Source organism: Mycobacterium sp. IS-2888, from assembly GCF_001954215.1.
Classification (GTDB): Bacteria; Actinomycetota; Actinomycetes; order Mycobacteriales; family Mycobacteriaceae; genus Mycobacterium.
In genome coordinates this window covers 124,168-141,125 of record NZ_MBET01000099.1, presented here as the reverse complement: position 1 = coordinate 141,125, position 16,958 = coordinate 124,168, and the positions used below count along the sequence as shown (strand labels likewise).

Annotated in this window: 11 protein-coding genes and 3 rRNA genes; 5 read left to right on the top strand and 9 right to left on the bottom strand. The window is 63.6% G+C overall.

The window, feature by feature from the left end; translation table 11 throughout:
- Nucleotides 1-3 precede the first annotated feature (3 nt).
- A complete protein-coding gene (gene glgB, locus A5745_RS19485; protein ID WP_076118194.1) occupies nucleotides 4-2,199 on the top strand; it encodes a 1,4-alpha-glucan branching protein GlgB in 2,196 nt (731 codons plus the stop codon).
- A 22-nt stretch (nucleotides 2,200-2,221) separates the two neighbouring features.
- On the opposite strand, the gene A5745_RS19480 is transcribed toward glgB, so the two are convergent.
- Together A5745_RS19480 and A5745_RS19475 are read right to left on the bottom strand one after the other, a co-directional pair.
- Nucleotides 2,222-3,127 carry a tetratricopeptide repeat protein gene (locus A5745_RS19480; protein ID WP_076118192.1) on the bottom strand — a complete coding sequence of 302 codons (906 nt, stop codon included), beginning with the start codon at nucleotides 3,125-3,127 and terminating at the stop codon, nucleotides 2,222-2,224.
- Nucleotides 3,128-3,308: 181 nt separating this feature from the next.
- A complete protein-coding gene (locus A5745_RS19475; RefSeq protein WP_076118190.1) occupies nucleotides 3,309-4,490 on the bottom strand; it encodes an acetyl-CoA C-acetyltransferase in 1,182 nt (393 codons plus the stop codon).
- A gap of 79 nt (nucleotides 4,491-4,569) precedes the next feature.
- Here A5745_RS19475 and mce point away from each other — a divergent pair, with 79 nt between their 5' ends.
- Nucleotides 4,570-5,028: a methylmalonyl-CoA epimerase gene (mce, locus tag A5745_RS19470; RefSeq protein ID WP_139329694.1), complete on the top strand. Its 459-nt coding sequence runs from the start codon at nucleotides 4,570-4,572 to the stop codon at nucleotides 5,026-5,028.
- Nucleotides 5,029-5,038: 10 nt separating this feature from the next.
- On the opposite strand, the gene A5745_RS19465 is transcribed toward mce, so the two are convergent.
- Both A5745_RS19465 and nucS read right to left on the bottom strand, forming a co-directional pair.
- The gene (locus A5745_RS19465; RefSeq protein WP_076118188.1) at nucleotides 5,039-5,332 is read right to left on the bottom strand and encodes a hypothetical protein; all 294 of its coding nucleotides are present in this window, start codon (nucleotides 5,330-5,332) and stop codon (nucleotides 5,039-5,041) included.
- Entirely contained in the window at nucleotides 5,332-6,003 is a 672-nt protein-coding gene (nucS, locus tag A5745_RS19460) for an endonuclease NucS (protein WP_076060306.1), read from the bottom strand. The genes A5745_RS19465 and nucS overlap by 1 nt, the downstream gene beginning before the upstream one ends.
- Before the next feature lie 44 nt (nucleotides 6,004-6,047).
- Between nucS and A5745_RS19455 the strand changes: the two genes are divergently transcribed.
- The gene (locus A5745_RS19455; protein ID WP_076118186.1) at nucleotides 6,048-7,658 is read left to right on the top strand and encodes an adenylate/guanylate cyclase domain-containing protein; all 1,611 of its coding nucleotides are present in this window, start codon (nucleotides 6,048-6,050) and stop codon (nucleotides 7,656-7,658) included.
- On the opposite strand, the gene A5745_RS19450 is transcribed toward A5745_RS19455, so the two are convergent.
- Nucleotides 7,655-8,125, bottom strand: a complete 471-nt coding sequence (locus A5745_RS19450; RefSeq protein WP_076118328.1) for a VOC family protein — start codon at nucleotides 8,123-8,125, stop codon at nucleotides 7,655-7,657. The two genes, A5745_RS19455 and A5745_RS19450, sit on opposite strands and share 4 nt — an antisense overlap.
- A gap of 95 nt (nucleotides 8,126-8,220) precedes the next feature.
- On the opposite strand from A5745_RS19450, the gene A5745_RS19445 reads away from it, so the two are divergent.
- On the top strand, nucleotides 8,221-9,702 hold the full coding sequence (locus A5745_RS19445; RefSeq protein ID WP_076118184.1) for a DNA-3-methyladenine glycosylase 2 family protein: 1,482 nt from the start codon (nucleotides 8,221-8,223) through the stop codon (nucleotides 9,700-9,702).
- On the top strand, nucleotides 9,699-10,196 hold the full coding sequence (locus tag A5745_RS19440) for a methylated-DNA--[protein]-cysteine S-methyltransferase (RefSeq protein ID WP_076118182.1): 498 nt from the start codon (nucleotides 9,699-9,701) through the stop codon (nucleotides 10,194-10,196). The genes A5745_RS19445 and A5745_RS19440 overlap by 4 nt, the downstream gene beginning before the upstream one ends.
- Before the next feature lie 57 nt (nucleotides 10,197-10,253).
- On the opposite strand, the gene rrf is transcribed toward A5745_RS19440, so the two are convergent.
- The 4 genes from rrf to murA form a co-directional block, all read right to left on the bottom strand.
- Nucleotides 10,254-10,367 (bottom strand): 5S ribosomal RNA (rrf, locus tag A5745_RS19435).
- Between the two features lie 79 nt (nucleotides 10,368-10,446).
- Nucleotides 10,447-13,551, bottom strand: a 23S ribosomal RNA gene (locus A5745_RS19430).
- Nucleotides 13,552-13,828: 277 nt separating this feature from the next.
- Nucleotides 13,829-15,359, bottom strand: a 16S ribosomal RNA gene (locus A5745_RS19425).
- Together the 16S, 23S and 5S rRNA genes form the textbook arrangement of a ribosomal RNA operon.
- Before the next feature lie 293 nt (nucleotides 15,360-15,652).
- Nucleotides 15,653-16,906: a UDP-N-acetylglucosamine 1-carboxyvinyltransferase gene (gene murA, locus A5745_RS19420; protein ID WP_076060299.1), complete on the bottom strand. Its 1,254-nt coding sequence runs from the start codon at nucleotides 16,904-16,906 to the stop codon at nucleotides 15,653-15,655.
- Nucleotides 16,907-16,958: the final 52 nt, after the last annotated feature.

The following is a 16,958-nucleotide window of genomic DNA, read 5'->3' as shown; positions in this document are numbered from 1 at the left end:
GACGTGAGCCGAGCTGACCAACTAGCCGGGGCGCACCTAGCGCCCGACCCCGCCGATCTGACGCGCCTGGTGTCGGGGGCGCACTACAACCCGCACGGCATCCTGGGCGCCCACGAGTACGGCGACCACACCGTCATCCGGGCGTTCCGTCCGCATGCCGCCGAGGTCGTCGCGCTCGTCGGTGACGACCGGTTCCCGATGCGCCATATCGATTCGGGTCTGTTCGCCGTGGCGCTGCCGTTCGTCGACCTGATCGACTACCGACTGCAGATCAGCTACGACGGTTCCGCCCCGTACACGGTCGCCGACGCCTACCGATTCCTGCCCACCCTGGGCGAAATGGACCTGCATCTGTTCGCCGAAGGCCGACACGAGCGGCTCTGGGAAGTGCTTGGCGCCCACCCCCGCTCGTTCACCACGGCCGACGGTGTCGTCAACGGGGTGTCGTTCGCCGTGTGGGCCCCCAACGCCAAGGGCGTCAGCCTGATCGGCGAGTTCAACGGCTGGACCGGCACCGACGCCCCGATGCGGGTGCTGGGCTCGTCCGGAGTGTGGGAGTTGTTCTGGCCGGGGTTCCCCGTCGACGGGTTGTACAAGTTCCGCGTGCACGGCGCCGACGGCGTCGTCACCGAGCGGGCCGATCCGTTCGCTTTTGCCACCGAGGTGCCGCCGCACACCGCATCGCGTGTGACGGTCAGCCAGTACCAGTGGGCCGACGACGAGTGGGTGGCAGCGCGTGCGCGGCGCAACCCGGTGTTCGAGCCGATGAGCACTTACGAGGTCCATCTCGGCTCGTGGCGCCCCGGGCTCAGCTACCGCCAGCTGGCCCGGGAACTGACGGATTACGTTGTGGAACATGGGTTTACCCACGTGGAGCTGCTCCCGGTGGCCGAGCACCCGTTCGCCGGATCCTGGGGATATCAGGTCACGTCGTACTACGCGCCAACATCGCGATTCGGGACACCCGACGATTTCCGGGCCCTGGTCGACGCCCTGCATCAAGCCGGCATCGGCGTCATCGTGGACTGGGTGCCGGCGCACTTCCCCAAGGACGCATGGGCGCTGGGACGGTTCGACGGCACCCCGTTGTACGAGCATTCCGATCCCAAACGCGGGGAGCAACTCGACTGGGGCACTTACGTGTTCGACTTCGGCCGTCGGGAGGTGCGCAACTTCCTGGTGGCCAACGCGTTGTACTGGCTCGAGGAATTCCACATCGACGGCTTACGCGTGGACGCCGTCGCGTCGATGCTCTACCTGGACTATTCGCGCCCGGAGGGCGGCTGGACCCCCAACATCTACGGCGGCCGCGAGAACCTGGAGGCGGTGCAGTTCCTGCAGGAGATGAACGCCACAGCACACAAGGTGGCGCCGGGCATCGTCACGATCGCCGAGGAATCGACCTCATGGCCGGGGGTGACACGGCCGACCAGCCTTGGCGGCCTGGGCTTTTCGATGAAATGGAACATGGGCTGGATGCACGACACGCTGGACTACATCAGCCGCGACCCCATTCACCGCAGCTATCACCACCACGAGATGACCTTCTCGATGCTCTACGCGTTCAGCGAGAACTACGTGCTGCCGCTCAGCCACGACGAGGTGGTGCACGGCAAGGGCACATTGTGGGGGCGCATGCCGGGCAACAACCACGTCAAGGCCGCCGGCCTGCGCAGCCTGCTGGCCTACCAGTGGGCGCATCCGGGCAAGCAGTTGCTGTTCATGGGGCAGGAATTCGGTCAGCGCGCCGAGTGGTCCGAGCAAAACGGCCTGGACTGGTGGCAGCTGGACGAGGTGGGGTTCTCCAACGGCGTGCTGCGCCTCGTGGGTGACATCAACGACATCTACCGCACCCATCCGGCGCTGTGGAGCCAGGACACCACCCCCGAGGGCTATTCCTGGATCGACGCCAACGATTCAGCGAACAACGTATTGAGCTTCTTGCGGTACGGCAACGACGGTTCGGTCATGGCCTGCGTGTTCAACTTCTCGGGCTCCGAGCACAGCGGCTACCGGCTGGGGCTGCCCAGCGCGGGCCGCTGGCGCGAGGTGCTCAACACCGACGCGACGGTCTACAACGGGTCGGGGATCGGAAATCTCGGTGGCGTCGACGCAACCGAGGACCCGTGGCATGGCCGTCCGGCCTCGGCGGTGATGGTGTTGCCGCCCACGTCGGCGTTGTGGCTGGAGCCCGCCTGAATATAAAGGGCCCCAACGACTCTCAGTAAAGGGCGTTGGCGAGGTTGCGCCGACCCGCGATCACCTCGGGATCGGCCGGGTCGAAGAGTTCGAACAGCTCGATCAGCCTCGTACGCACCCTGGTGCGCTCGTCGCCGGATGTGCTGCGCACCAACGCGATCAGGCGCGCGAACGCCGCACCCACATCCTGGTTGAGCAGTTGCACGTCGGCGGCCGCGAACGCCGCATCGACATCGTCCGGAGCGGCGTCTGCAACGGCGACGGCGTCCGGGCGCTGCGCCGTTGCGCGAGTGAGGAAGTCGATCTGCCGGATCGCCGCCTTCGCCTCGACGCCGCCGGGATTCGTCTCCAACAGCGCTTCATAGGACGCCTTCGCGGCCTCGAAGTCGCCTGCCTCGAGATGCTGCCGGGCCGCCGCCAACTCGGGATCGACTTCCGCGGGTCCCTCGGAACCGCTGGGGCCCTTGAGCTTGCCGGCCGTCGCCGACAGTATCGAGTCCAGCCAGCGACGCAATTGATCGGCGGGCTGCGCGCCCTGGAAGCTGGAAATCGGCTGCCCGGCGGCCAAAGCCACCACGGTGGGGACCGCCTCGACACCGAATATCTGCGCCACCCGCGGCGCCACGTCGACGTTGACCGTCGCCAGCGACCACGTGCCGCCGTCCTCGGAGGCGAGGCCACCCAGCGTGTCGACCAGCTGGACGCAGGCATCGCTGCGGGGCGACCACAGCGCTACGACCACGGGAACTTCGTCGGAGCGGACCAGGACTTCGTTCTCGAAGTTCGCCTCGGTGACCTCCGTGGCGCCCGGCGCGGGCGCAGCCGTCGGCCCGGCCGCCGAGGCGTTCTGTTGAGCTCGTTGTTTGAGGCCGGACAGATCGACCGCACCACTCAAAGCGGGTCCGATCGAGGGTCGCGGACGAGTCACGCCGTCAAGTCTGTCATGTGCGTCGGCTACCGATCCACCCGGTGGCCGCGGCGCTCATGCGGTGCTCATGCGGGGCAAAACCCCGCCGAAATCGCCGCCCGAAAGGCCCTCGAGCGGCCCGTATGACGAAAATCACACCCGCCGCTCACCGCACGCGTCCCAGCAACGCCGTCCGGTCCAGCTAACCGGCCCGCAGAATCAGCGCGTCGCCCTGGCCACCGGCCCCGCAGAGCGCCGCCACGCCGTAGCCGGACCCGCGGCGCGCCAGTTCCAGCGCCGCATGCAGGGTGATCCGGGCGCCCGACATGCCGATCGGATGGCCGACCGCGATCGCGCCGCCGTTGACGTTGACGATGTCGGGATTCACGCCGAGTTCGCGCGTCGACGCCAGCGCCACCGCCGAGAACGCCTCGTTGATCTCGACCACGTCGAGCTGATCAACGGAGATGCCCTCGCGGGCGAGTGCCTTCTTGATGGCGTTGGCCGGCTGCGACTGCAGCGTCGAATCGGGCCCGGCGACGACACCGTGCGCACCGATCTCGACCAGCCAGCTCAGCCCCAGCTGCTGCGCTTTGTCCTTGTTCATCACCACCACCGCGGCCGCGCCGTCGGAGATCTGCGACGCCGAACCGGCGGTGATGGTTCCGTCGCTGCGAAACGCCGGTTTGAGACCGGCCAGAGACTCGGCGGTGGTGTTTGCGCGGATCCCCTCGTCCTCGGTGAACTGCAGCGGATCGCCCTTGCGCTGCGGAATGTTCACCGGCACAACCTCGTCGGTGAAGACGCCGTCCTTCCACGCCGCGGCCGCCTTTTGGTGGGACCGCGCAGCGAACTCGTCCTGTTCGGCGCGGGTGAACTTGTCGACGTCGTTGCGCTGCTCGGTGAGCGCACCCATCGGCTGGTCGGTGAACACGTCGTGCAGGCCGTCGTAGGCCATGTGGTCCAGCACCGTCACGTCGCCGTACTTGTAGCCGGCGCGACTGTCCATCAGCAGGTGCGGGGCCTTCGTCATCGATTCCTGGCCGCCGGCCACCACCACGTCGAACTCGCCGGCACGAATGAGCTGGTCAGCCAGCGCGATGGCGTCGATGCCGGACAGGCACATCTTGTTGATGGTCAGCGCCGGAACGTCCCAGCCGATGCCGGCCGCCACCGCGGCCTGCCGGGCGGGCATCTGGCCGGCCCCGGCCGTCAACACCTGTCCCATGATCACGTATTCGACCGCACTCGCCGGCACCTTGGCCTTCTCCAGCGCGCCCGCGATCGCGATCGCGCCCAGATCGCTGGCCGAGAAGTCCTTCAGCGAACCCATCAACTTGCCGATGGGTGTCCGCGCTCCAGCAACTATCACCGACGTCGTCATGGCTACCTCCTAGGCGTGCGCGGACGGCCGATTCAGCCACCCCGGAAATGCGCAATCTTTGCCGCCACGTTACCGTGATGTGATGACGACCGATCAAGTTGACGCCCGTCACCTCCTGGCAACCTCCTTGGTGACCGGCCTGGATCACGTCGGCATTGCGGTCGCCGACCTCGACGCCGCAATCACCTGGTATCACGACCACCTCGGCATGATCCTGGTGCACGAGGAAGTCAACGATGACCAGGGAATTCGCGAGGCGATGCTGGCCGTCCCCGGTACCACCGCGCAGCTCCAGCTGATGGCCCCGCTCGACGACTCGTCGACGATCGCGAAGTTCATGGAGAAGCGCGGGCCGGGCATTCAGCAGATGGCCGTTCGGGTCAGCGATCTGGACACCATCTGCGAGCAGCTGCGTGAGCAGGGCGTGCGACTCGTCTACGACGCAGCCCGGCGCGGCACAGCAAACTCGCGGATCAACTTCATCCACCCCAAGGACGCAGGCGGCGTCCTGATCGAGTTGGTGGAGCCGGCCTCCTAAAGCCCGGCGACTAAGACCACTTTCGGGTCGGGCCGCGCTTGGCGCGGTTGGTCCAGCACGGCGTGTGCCAATGCCGCCGGTCCTCGACGGCCGCGGGTGAATCAGCCGGCCACACCACCACATGCGCAGTGCCGGAACGGATTTCGTGGTCACATCCGGGACAGCGGTAGGTCTTGACGGCGCGAGCCGCGGCTACCGGGCGCACTTCGTACTCGTACCCATCCGACCCTGTTTCGATACGACGCAGCATTGCCGGCGGCCCTTCCGGCTGTCGTCGCGGTGGCGGTTTGCGGCGCGGACACATCAGAACAGCCTGTACTCGTCGTTGTCCATCCCGCGCATCTTGTCGTAATCCAGTGTTATGCAACGGATCCCGCGATCGGTGGCCAGCGTTCGCGCCTGCGGCTTGATCTGCTGAGCGGCGAACACCCCTTTCACCGGCGCCAGCAGGGTGTCACGATTGAGCAATTCGAGATAGCGGGTCAGCTGCTCCACGCCGTCAATCTCACCGCGCCGCTTGATTTCCACCGCGACCGAACCACCGAGTTCGTCGCGGCACAGCAGATCGACGGGGCCGATCGCCGTCATGTACTCCCGGCGAACCAACGTGTATCCCTCGCCCAGCAGTTGAACGTGCTCAGCGAGCAGTGCCTGCAGGTGAGCCTCGACGCCGTCCTTCACCAGACCGGGGTCGACGCCGAGGTCGTGGCTGGAATCGTGCTCGATCTGCTCGACGGTGATGCGCAGCTGCTCGCCCGCCTTGTTCTCCACCACCCACACCGGCACCTCGCCGCTGGCGTCTTCGCTCAACCAGCACGGCGGACTCATCCAGTTCAGCGGCTTGTAGGCGCGGTCATCGGCGTGCACGCTGACCGAACCGTCCGCCTTGAACAGCAGCAATCTGCGCGCGGAAGGCAGATGCGCGGTGAGTCGGCCGACGTAGTCGACGGTGCATTGGGCGATGACGAGGCGCACCCGACTCACCTTAGAGCGCGACAGACAAATAGGCTGGCGCCACCATGTCGGCCAACAAGACCCTGGCCCAACGGATAGGCCGGGTGCTGGAAAGGGTGACCCGTCAAAGCGGGCGCCTGACGGAAACGCCTGCCTACGGCTCCCTGCTTCTCGGCCAGGTGTCGGAGAGCCAGCGCCGCCGGCGAGTACGCATCCAAATCATCCTGACTGTCCTCGTCCTGGGGGCCAACCTGCTCGGCGTCGGGGTCGTTCTGCTATTGGTGGCGGTCGCCATTCCCGAACCCAGCGTGTTCGACGATGCGCCGGCGTGGCTCACATTCGCAGCCGTGCCGGCCTATCTCGCGGTCGCGTTCGCGCTGGGCGCCTTTTGGATTACCCGGCGCACCGTACTCGCACTGCGGTGGGCTATCGAGGGCCGCGCTCCGACCCGTAAGGACGAGCGCAACACTTTCATAGCGCCGTGGCGAATCGCCCTGGTGGACCTCGTGCTGTGGGGGGTCGGCGCGGTGCTGGCGACGATTGCCTACGGCCTCGTCAACACCCTGTTCATCCCGCGGTTCCTGTTCGGGGTGAGCTTTTGCGGGGTTCTGGTCGCCACCGGTAGTTACCTGCTCGCCGAGTTCGCGCTCCGGCCGGTGGCCGCCCAGGCGCTTGAAGCGGGACCACCGCCGCGGCGGCTGACAGCGGGAATCATGGGCCGGACGATGATGGTCTGGTTCCTTGGCTCCGGCGTGCCCGTCATCGGCATCGCCCTCCTGGCATTCTTCGAGGTGCTGCTGGGTAATCTCACCGAAACCCAGTTCGCGGTCGGCGTGCTGATCATTTCCTCGGCCACGCTGATCTTCGGTTGCGTCCTGATGTGGATCCTGGCCTGGCTGACGGCGACACCGGTGCGGGTGGTGCGCGCCGCCCTCAAGCGCGTCGAGGAGGGCAACCTTCGCGGCAACCTGGTGGTTTTCGACGGCACCGAACTCGGTGAGCTGCAGCGTGGTTTCAACCGAATGGTCGACGGTTTGCGTGAACGCGAGCGCGTGCGCGACCTTTTCGGCCGGCACGTCGGCCGCGAAGTCGCCCTGGCCGCGGAACGCGAGCGGCCCAAACTGGGCGGCGAAGAACGCCATGTCGCAGTCGTTTTCATCGATATCGTCGGCTCCACGCAATTGGTGACCAGCCACCCCCCGGCCGAGGTCGTCCGGGTCCTCAACCGGTTTTTCGCGATCGTCGTCGAGGAGGTGGATCGTCATTGCGGGCTGGTCAACAAGTTCGAGGGCGACGCGTCGCTGGCCATCTTCGGCGCGCCGAATCGCCTGGAGAATCCCGAGGACGAAGCGCTGGCCGCTAGCCGGGCCATCTGCAAGCGGCTTGCCAGCGAAATGTCCGACCTGGACGCCGGCGTCGGCGTGGCGGCGGGCCAGGTCGTCGCGGGCAACGTCGGCGCGCAGGAACGGTTCGAATACACCGTGATCGGCGAACCGGTCAACGAGGCCGCCCGGCTGTGCGAACTGGCCAAGTCGCACCCGGGCCGATTGCTGGCAACCGCCGACACCTTGCAGGCCGCAAGCGAAAAAGAAAGTGCCCGTTGGTCTTTGGGTGACACCGTGACGCTCCGTGGCCACGACAATCCCGTCCGGTTGGCCGTGCCGACCGGCGGCTAAGGCCGCCAGAGCTCCAACGTGGTGCGCGCGCCCGCGGGCAGCTCGAGTATTTCGACTGGGGTGCCGTCGGGGTCGTAGACGAAGAACATTCGCACCCCACCGATGTCGACCGCCGCCTCGGTACGCACGCCGGGATGCTGACGCCGCAGCGTTTCGTACGCGTCGTCCAGGTCGGCGACGCGGAACGAGATATTCGTATAGCCAAGGTGCGGCCCCGCCGGGGCAGCGGGCAGTTTACCGAGAAAGAGCAGCTCGACCATCGCGCCGCCGATCAGCCCCCCGATCATGCGGCCGTTCTGTGCGGCGCCACCCGTCACCGCGTCGAGTCCGGCTCCCTCCAGCTCGACATCGAAAACGACATCCATGCCCAGCACCGCCGTGTAGAACGCCAACGACCTCTCCATGTCGGAGACGCCGATACACGCGTGGGAGAAGTTCTCCACGGCGATGGGTTGCGGCTCGGTCATGAGGGCTCCTTTGCGGACGTTCGGGTTCACGGCCCGCCCACCACCATGTCGGTTTTCCGCCAGTTTTGTCGGCGGGCAGGTGTAACTGTTGAAGCGTGCACGAAGATTTCGAACGCTGCTACCGCGCGGTCCAGTCCAAGGACGCCCGGTTCGACGGGTGGTTCGTCACCGCGGTCCTGACGACGCGCATCTACTGCCGGCCCAGCTGCCCGGTGCGGCCTCCTTTTGCCCGTAACGTGCGGTTCTACCCGACCGCGGCGGCAGCGCAACGGGCGGGCTTCCGGGCCTGCAAGCGCTGCCGCCCCGACGCGTCCCCGGGCTCGCCCGAATGGAACGTGCGCGGCGACGTCGTCGCGCGCACGATGCGGCTGATCGCCGACGGCACCGTGGACCGTGACGGCGTCGGCGGCCTCGCCGCCCGTCTCGGCTACACCACCCGCCAGCTCGAGCGGCTTTTGCAGGCCGAGCTCGGCGCGGGTCCGCTGGCGCTGGCCCGCGCGCAGCGCGCGCAGACGGCCCGAGTGTTGATCGAGACCACACAGCTGCCGTTCGGCGACGTCGCATTCGCCGCCGGGTTTTCCAGCATCCGTCAGTTCAACGACACCGTCCGGCTGGTGTTCGAGAGCACACCGACGACGCTGCGCAAACAGGCGGCGGGACGGTCCGATGCGAATTCGCCTGGGGCGGTGAGTCTTCGACTTCCGGTGCGCACCCCGTTCGCCTACGAGGGCGCATTCGGTCACCTGGCCGCCGGCGCGGTACCCGGCTGCGAGGAGGTCCGCGACGGTGCGTACCGGCGCAGCCTGCGGCTGCCCTCCGGCAGCGCCGTGGTCACCCTGACACCGGCCGTCGACCACGTCCGCTGCGTGCTGGTGCTCGACGACTTCCGCGACCTCACCACCGCGATCGCCCGCTGCCGGCGTTTGCTGGACCTCGACGCCGATCCCGAAGCGGTCGTGGACGCGCTCAGCCGCGACCCCGACCTGTGCCCGGTGGTCGCCAAGGCGCCCGGACAACGCATTCCCCGCACCGTCGACGAGGCCGAACTCGCCGTGCGCGCGGTACTCGGGCAGCAGGTATCCACCAAGGCCGCGCGCACGCATGCCGCCCGGCTGGTTGCCGCGTACGGCCGGCCCCTTGACGATGCCGCGGGCACACTGACTCATACATTCCCGTCCGTCGAGGAACTCGCCGAGATCGATCCCGTCCATCTGGCGGTCCCCAAGGCAAGACAGCGCACACTCAGCGCCCTGATCGCCGGCCTCGCCGACGGAACCGTCGTGCTGGACAGCGGAAGCGAATGGGAAAGCGCGCGAAGGCAATTGCTCGCCCTGCCGGGGATCGGCCCCTGGACCGCCGAAGTGATTGCGATGCGCGGCCTCGGCGACCCGGACGCGTTCCCGGCGAGCGACCTGGGACTTCGGCTCGCCGCCGAGCGGCTCGGCCTGCCCAGCGATGAACGGACCTTGCTCGACCACAGTGCCCGCTGGCGACCCTGGCGGTCCTATGCCGTCCAGCACCTGTGGACCACGCTCGAGCATCCGGTGAACCATTGGCCACCTCAGGAGGTTGCATGATCAGCTACCGCACCATCGACAGCCCGATCGGCCCGTTGACGTTGGCCGGGCACGGCTCGGCGTTGACCAACCTGCGGATGGTCGATCAGACCTACGAGCCCAAACGAACGGACTGGTCGGCCGATCCCAAAGCATTCAATGATGCCGTCGACCAGCTCGGCGCCTATTTCGCCGGCGAACTCACCGATTTCGACCTCGAGCTGGATCTGCGGGGCAGCGAATTCCAGCAGCGGGTGTGGAAGGCGCTGCTGACGATTCCGTACGGGGAAACCAGGTCGTACGGCGAAATCGCCGAACAGATCGGCGCCCCCGGCGCCGCGCGCGCCGTCGGATTGGCCAACGGCCACAATCCCATCGCGATCGTCGTTCCCTGCCATCGCGTGATCGGTGCCAGCGGCAGCCTCACCGGGTACGGCGGCGGGCTGGATCGGAAGCGAACCCTGCTGGAATTGGAGAAAAGACGCACGTCGGCGAATTTGACGTTATTCGACTAGGTTGCACCCGACGTCAAATGCAAAAACACCCCCGTTGCCGGGGGTGTTTTTGTGTATGTTCGGCGGTGTCCTACTTTTCCACCCTAACGGGGCAGTATCATCGGCGCTGACAGGCTTAGCTTCCGGGTTCGGGATGGGACCGGGCGTTTCCCTGTCGCTGTGGCCGCCGTAACTCTATTTAAATGTATTGGTGGGGGGTGTGGTGCGCCACGGCATTACTGCCAGGCGTTGGATCGTGGTTGCGATATGTGTTGGTAAGTTTTCGGCCGGTTAGTGCCAGTTCCCTGCACCCATTGCTGGGCTTCCAGGTCTGGCCTATCGATCCCGTGTTCTGCGGGGGGCCTTATCCCTCTAAAAGGGTGAGAAACCTGATCTTGGAGAAGGTTTCCCGCTTAGATGCTTTCAGCGGTTATCCTGTCCGAACGTGGCTATCCAGCGGTGCCCCTGGTGGGACAACTGGTGTACCAGAGGTTCGTCCGTCCCGGTCCTCTCGTACTAGGGACAGGTTTCCTCAAGTTTCTGACGCGCGCGGCGGATAGAGACCGAACTGTCTCACGACGTTCTAAACCCAGCTCGCGTGCCGCTTTAATGGGCGAACAGCCCAACCCTTGGGACCTGCTCCAGCCCCAGGATGCGACGAGCCGACATCGAGGTGCCAAACCATCCCGTCGATATGGACTCTTGGGGAAGATCAGCCTGTTATCCCCGGGGTACCTTTTATCCGTTGAGCGACACCCCTTCCACTCGGGGGTGCCGGATCACTAATCCCGACTTTCGTCCCTGCTTGACTTGTAGGTCTCGCAGTCAAGCTCCCTTGTGCATTTACACTCAACACCTGATTGCCGTCCAGGTTGAGGGAACCTTTGGGCGCCTCCGTTACATTTTAGGAGGCAACCGCCCCAGTTAAACTACCCGCCAGGCACTGTCCGTGAACCGGATATACGGTTCGACGTTAGGTGTCCAATACGATCAGAGTGGTATTTCAACAACGACTCCACAATTACTGGCGTAACTGCTTCAAAGTCTCCCACCTATCCTACACAAACCGTACCGAACACCAATACCAAGTTGTAGTGAAGGTCCCGGGGTCTTTTCGTCCTGCCGCGCGTAACGAGCATCTTTACTCGTAGTGCAATTTCGCCGAGTCTATGGTTGAGACAGTTGAGAAGTCGTTACGCCATTCGTGCAGGTCGGAACTTACCCGACAAGGAATTTCGCTACCTTAGGATGGTTATAGTTACCACCGCCGTTTACTGGGGCTTAAATTCTCCGCTTCACCCTTGCGGGTTAACGGGTCCTCTTAACCTTCCAGCACCGGGCAGGCGTCAGTCCGTATACATCGTCTTGCGACTTCGCACGGACCTGTGTTTTTAGTAAACAGTCGCTTCTCACTGGTTTCTGCGACCGGTTCCCGCTCCCAGCGAAAAGCTGTTCACGGTATGCCGGTCCCCCTTCTCCCGAAGTTACGGGGGCATTTTGCCGAGTTCCTTAACCATAGTTATCTCGTACGCCTCGGTATGCTCTACCTGACCACCTGTGTTGGTTTGGGGTACGGGCCGTGTGTGTGCTCGCTAGAGGCTTTTCTTGGCAGCAGAGGATCACCGAATTCACCTCAACCGGCTATGCATCACCTCTCAGGATTAGTGAGCGACGGATTTGCCTATCGCTCTCCCTACAGGCTTGCCCCAGTATTACCACTGACTGGTACGGCTACCTTCCTGCGTCACCCCATTGCTTGACTACTACCAGCGAAGTTCCCACGCAGCCCCGAAACTCCACGCCCCCGAAGGGGAATGGTCGATCCGGATTTGGGTGGTTAGTACCGCTGATTCGTCAGGGACGCTCACACACGGGTACGGGAATATCAACCCGTTGTCCATCGACTACGCCTGTCGGCCTCGCCTTAGGTCCCGACTCACCCTGGGCGGACTGGCCTGGCCCAGGAACCCTTGGTCTTACGGCGGGCAAGGTTCTCACTTGCCTTATCGCTACTCATGCCTGCATTCTCACTCCCCCACCCTCCACCACCGGTCACCCGGCGGCTTCGCGGAATGGGGGACGCTCCCCTACCCAACCTTGCGGTTGTCGCGGCTTCGGCGGTGTGCTTGAGCCCCGCTACATTGTCGGCGCACAATCACTTGACCAGTGAGCTATTACGCACTCTTTCAAGGGTGGCTGCTTCTAAGCCAACCTCCTGGTTGTCTTTGCGACTGCACATCCTTTTCCACTTAGCACACGCTTTGGGGCCTTAGCCGGCGATCTGGGCTGTTTCCCTTTCGACGTACGGAGCTTATCCCCCGCCGTCTCACTGCCACGCTATACACCACGGCATTCGGAGTTTGGCTGACGTCAGTAACCTAGTAGGGCCCATCGGCCATCCAGTAGCTCTACCTCCGTGGTGAAACACGTAACGCTGCACCTAAATGCATTTCGGGGAGAACCAGCTATCACGGAGTTTGATTGGCCTTTCACCCCTACCCACAACTCATCCCCTCAGTCTTCAACCTAAGTGGGTTCGGGCCTCCACGCGGTCTTACCCGCGCTTCACCCTGGCCATGGGTAGATCACTCCGCTTCGGGTCCAGAACACGCCACTACACCCCTTACGGGGATACGCCCTATTCAGACTCGCTTTCGCTGCGGCTACCCCACACGGGTTAACCTCGCGACATGTCCCTGACTCGCAGGCTCATTCTTCAAAAGGCACGCCATCACCCCACAAGGAGGCTCTGACGGATTGTAGGCACACGGTTTCAGGTACTCTTTCACTCCCCTCCCGGGGTACTTTTCACCATTCCCTCACGGTACTAATCCGCTATCGGTCATCGAGAAGTATTTAGGCTTACCGGGTGGTCCCGGCAGATTCACAGCGGATTCCACGGGCCCGCTGCTACTCGGGAGTTGATACAAGGCAGGTGCCGGGTTTTCGCGTACCGGGCTCTCACCGTCTATGGCGGACCATCCCAGGCCACTTCCGCTAACTACGACACTTTCTGACTGCCCCTCAGCCAGGTAGAGCTGAGACGTATCAATCCCACAACCCCGCACACACAACCCCTACCCGGTATCGCATGCGTGCGGTTTAGCCATGTTCCGCGTTCGCTCGCCACTACTAGCGGAATCACAATTGTTTTCTCTTCCTACGGGTACTGAGATGTTTCACTTCCCCGCGTTCCCTCCCGCACCCTATATATTCAGATACGGGTAACACGACATAACTCGTGCTGGGTTTCCCCATTCGGAAATCCTCGGATCAACGCTCGGTTGACAGCTCCCCGAGGCATATCGCAGCCTCCCACGTCCTTCATCGGCTCTCGATGCCAAGGCATTCACCATGCGCCCTTAGACACTTACTAACACAAAAACCAAAGATAAAAATTACACATTTATGGACACGCCACCGCGAGGGCAGCGCATCCTTAGATGCTCGCAACCACTATCCAATACTCAAACACCACACCCCACCACCAAGATGGGGGGACACCACTCAGATAAACCGGAGTGTTGCCTCAGGGCCCAATAGTGTGTCTGGCGGTCGTTTGCTGTTGTGCACCCGGCTTTCGTCCACTACAGACGAAAACCCCTCACGGCTTGCACCCCACCAATTGGAGTGCTTTTCGTGGTGCTCCTTAGAAAGGAGGTGATCCAGCCGCACCTTCCGGTACGGCTACCTTGTTACGACTTCGTCCCAATCGCCGATCCCACCTTCGACAGCTCCCTCCCAAGGGTTAGGCCACTGGCTTCGGGTGTTACCGACTTTCATGACGTGACGGGCGGTGTGTACAAGGCCCGGGAACGTATTCACCGCAGCGTTGCTGATCTGCGATTACTAGCGACTCCGACTTCACGGGGTCGAGTTGCAGACCCCGATCCGAACTGAGACCGGCTTTAAAAGGATTCGCTTAACCTTACGGCATCGCAGCCCTTTGTACCGGCCATTGTAGCATGTGTGAAGCCCTGGACATAAGGGGCATGATGACTTGACGTCATCCCCACCTTCCTCCGAGTTGACCCCGGCAGTCTCTCACGAGTCCCCGGCATTACCCGCTGGCAACATGAGACAAGGGTTGCGCTCGTTGCGGGACTTAACCCAACATCTCACGACACGAGCTGACGACAGCCATGCACCACCTGCACACAGGCCACAAGGGAACGCCTATCTCTAGACGCGTCCTGTGCATGTCAAACCCAGGTAAGGTTCTTCGCGTTGCATCGAATTAATCCACATGCTCCGCCGCTTGTGCGGGCCCCCGTCAATTCCTTTGAGTTTTAGCCTTGCGGCCGTACTCCCCAGGCGGGGTACTTAATGCGTTAGCTACGGCACGGATCCCAAGGAAGGAAACCCACACCTAGTACCCACCGTTTACGGCGTGGACTACCAGGGTATCTAATCCTGTTCGCTCCCCACGCTTTCGCTCCTCAGCGTCAGTTACTGCCCAGAGACCCGCCTTCGCCACCGGTGTTCCTCCTGATATCTGCGCATTCCACCGCTACACCAGGAATTCCAGTCTCCCCTGCAGTACTCCAGTCTGCCCGTATCGCCCGCACGCTCACAGTTAAGCCGTGAGATTTCACGAACAACGCGACAAACCACCTACGAGCTCTTTACGCCCAGTAATTCCGGACAACGCTCGCACCCTACGTATTACCGCGGCTGCTGGCACGTAGTTGGCCGGTGCTTCTTCTCCACCTACCGTCAATCCGAGAAAACCCGGACCTTCGTCGATGGTGAAAGAGGTTTACAACCCGAAGGCCGTCATCCCCCACGCGGCGTCGCTGCATCAGGCTTGCGCCCATTGTGCAATATTCCCCACTGCTGCCTCCCGTAGGAGTCTGGGCCGTATCTCAGTCCCAGTGTGGCCGGACACCCTCTCAGGCCGGCTACCCGTCGTCGCCTTGGTAGGCCGTCACCCCACCAACAAGCTGATAGGCCGCGGGCCCATCCCACACCGCAAAAGCTTTCCACCATAAAGCATGCGCTAAATGGTCCTATCCGGTATTAGACCCAGTTTCCCAGGCTTATCCCGAAGTGCAGGGCAGATTACCCACGTGTTACTCACCCGTTCGCCACTCGAGTACCCCCGAAGGGGCCTTTCCGTTCGACTTGCATGTGTTAAGCACGCCGCCAGCGTTCGTCCTGAGCCAGGATCAAACTCTCCAAACAAAAACCCCTCGATAACGAGGTGAATTTACAAATCAGAGATACCTGACAAGACGCCAATATCTGGCATCAAAAAACGACCATACCCACACACGGGGGGTGCAAAGTATGGTCAAAAAACAACAACAAAAATAAAAACCACCAAACACACTATTGAGTTCTCAAACAACACTCACGCTTGTTTTCGCCCGCTTCGGGGCAACCCTGCCAGCTTAATATAGGTCCGGCAGAGGAGTCAAGCCCCGGTTTCGGTCGGCTTCAAGTGGCGACCGCGCCTGTTGGGCAACAACTTCCGACTACTCTACCCGTTCGATCTCGGCTCCCAAAATGGCCAGGTTCTCCACGAACAGCGGGTAGCCGCGGTCGATGTGGAAGACGTCGTGCACCTCAGTGTCGCCGTCCGCGACCAGCCCCGCGAGCACCAGGCCGGCGCCGGCGCGGATGTCCGAGCACCACACCGGGGCGCTGGAAAGTTGTGGCAGGCCGCGCACCACCGCGTGGTGGCCGTCGGTGCGAGCGTCCGCGCCGAGCCGGATCATCTCTTCGACGAACCGGAAGCGCGCTTCGAAAACGTTCTCCGTGATCATCGAGGTGCCGTCGGCGATCGACGCCAGGGCGATGGCCATCGGCTGCAGGTCCGTCGGGAAACCCGGGAACGGCAACGTCGCAACGTTGACCGCCTTCGGACGCTCGTATTGGGTCACGCGGAAGCTGCTGTCCGTCTGGGTGACCGTGGCGCCCGCGTCGTGCAATTTGTGCAGCACCACCTGAAGATGCGCCGGGTCAACGCCCGTCACCGAGATGTCCCCACGAGTCATAGCGGCGGCGATGCCCCACGTGGCCGCGACGATGCGGTCCCCGATCACCCGGTGCTCGGTGGGATGAAGTCGCGGAACACCGGTGATGGTCATCGTCGGGGATCCCGCCCCTTCGACCTGCGCGCCCATCTGGTTCAACATCGTGCACAGATCGACCACGTCGGGTTCCCGCGCGGCGTTGTGAATCGTGGTGACACCCTCGGCGACGACGGCAGCCATTAGGATGTTCTCGGTGGCCCCCACCGACGGAAACTCCAACTGAATCTCCGCGCCACGCAGTGCATCCGCCTGCGCCACCACGCATCCGTGCTCGATGTTGCAGTGCGCGCCCAGCTGCCGCAGCCCCGCCTGATGCATGTCGAGCGGGCGCGATCCGATCGCGTCACCACCGGGCAGCGCGACCCTGGCCCGCTTGCATCGCCCGACCAGCGGCCCCAGCACGCACACCGAGGCCCGGAACTGGCGCACCGCCGCGAAGTCGGCGTCGTACTTCGGTTCGTCGGGTGAGGTGATTCGGGCGGTGTCGCCGTCCAGTTCGACGGTCGCCCCCAAACCACGCAAAACCTCCGCCATCAGCGGCACGTCGAGGATGTCGGGGCAATTGGTGATGGTGCTGGTGCCTTCGGCCAGCAGCGTCGCGGCCATGAGCTTGAGCACGCTGTTCTTGGCGCCTCCGACAGCGACTTCGCCTGACAACCGGTTGCCGCCGGTCACCACGAATCGCTCAGACACCCGCGTCAGTCTAGTGAAGCGGTTTCGGCTTGTCAGTCAGGTCAAGTCCGGC

Excerpts from the sequence above, each read along its gene's own strand:
- A5745_RS19475 (WP_076118190.1), bottom strand. The coding sequence starts at position 4,490 with ATGACGACGTCGGTGATAGTTGCTGGAGCGCGGACACCCATCGGCAAG.
- A5745_RS19465 (WP_076118188.1), bottom strand. The coding sequence starts at position 5,332 with ATGTGTCCGCGCCGCAAACCGCCACCGCGACGACAGCCGGAAGGGCCG.
- A5745_RS19455 (WP_076118186.1), top strand. The coding sequence starts at position 6,048 with ATGTCGGCCAACAAGACCCTGGCCCAACGGATAGGCCGGGTGCTGGAA.
- A5745_RS19450 (WP_076118328.1), bottom strand. The coding sequence starts at position 8,125 with ATGACCGAGCCGCAACCCATCGCCGTGGAGAACTTCTCCCACGCGTGT.
- A5745_RS19440 (WP_076118182.1), top strand. The coding sequence starts at position 9,699 with ATGATCAGCTACCGCACCATCGACAGCCCGATCGGCCCGTTGACGTTG.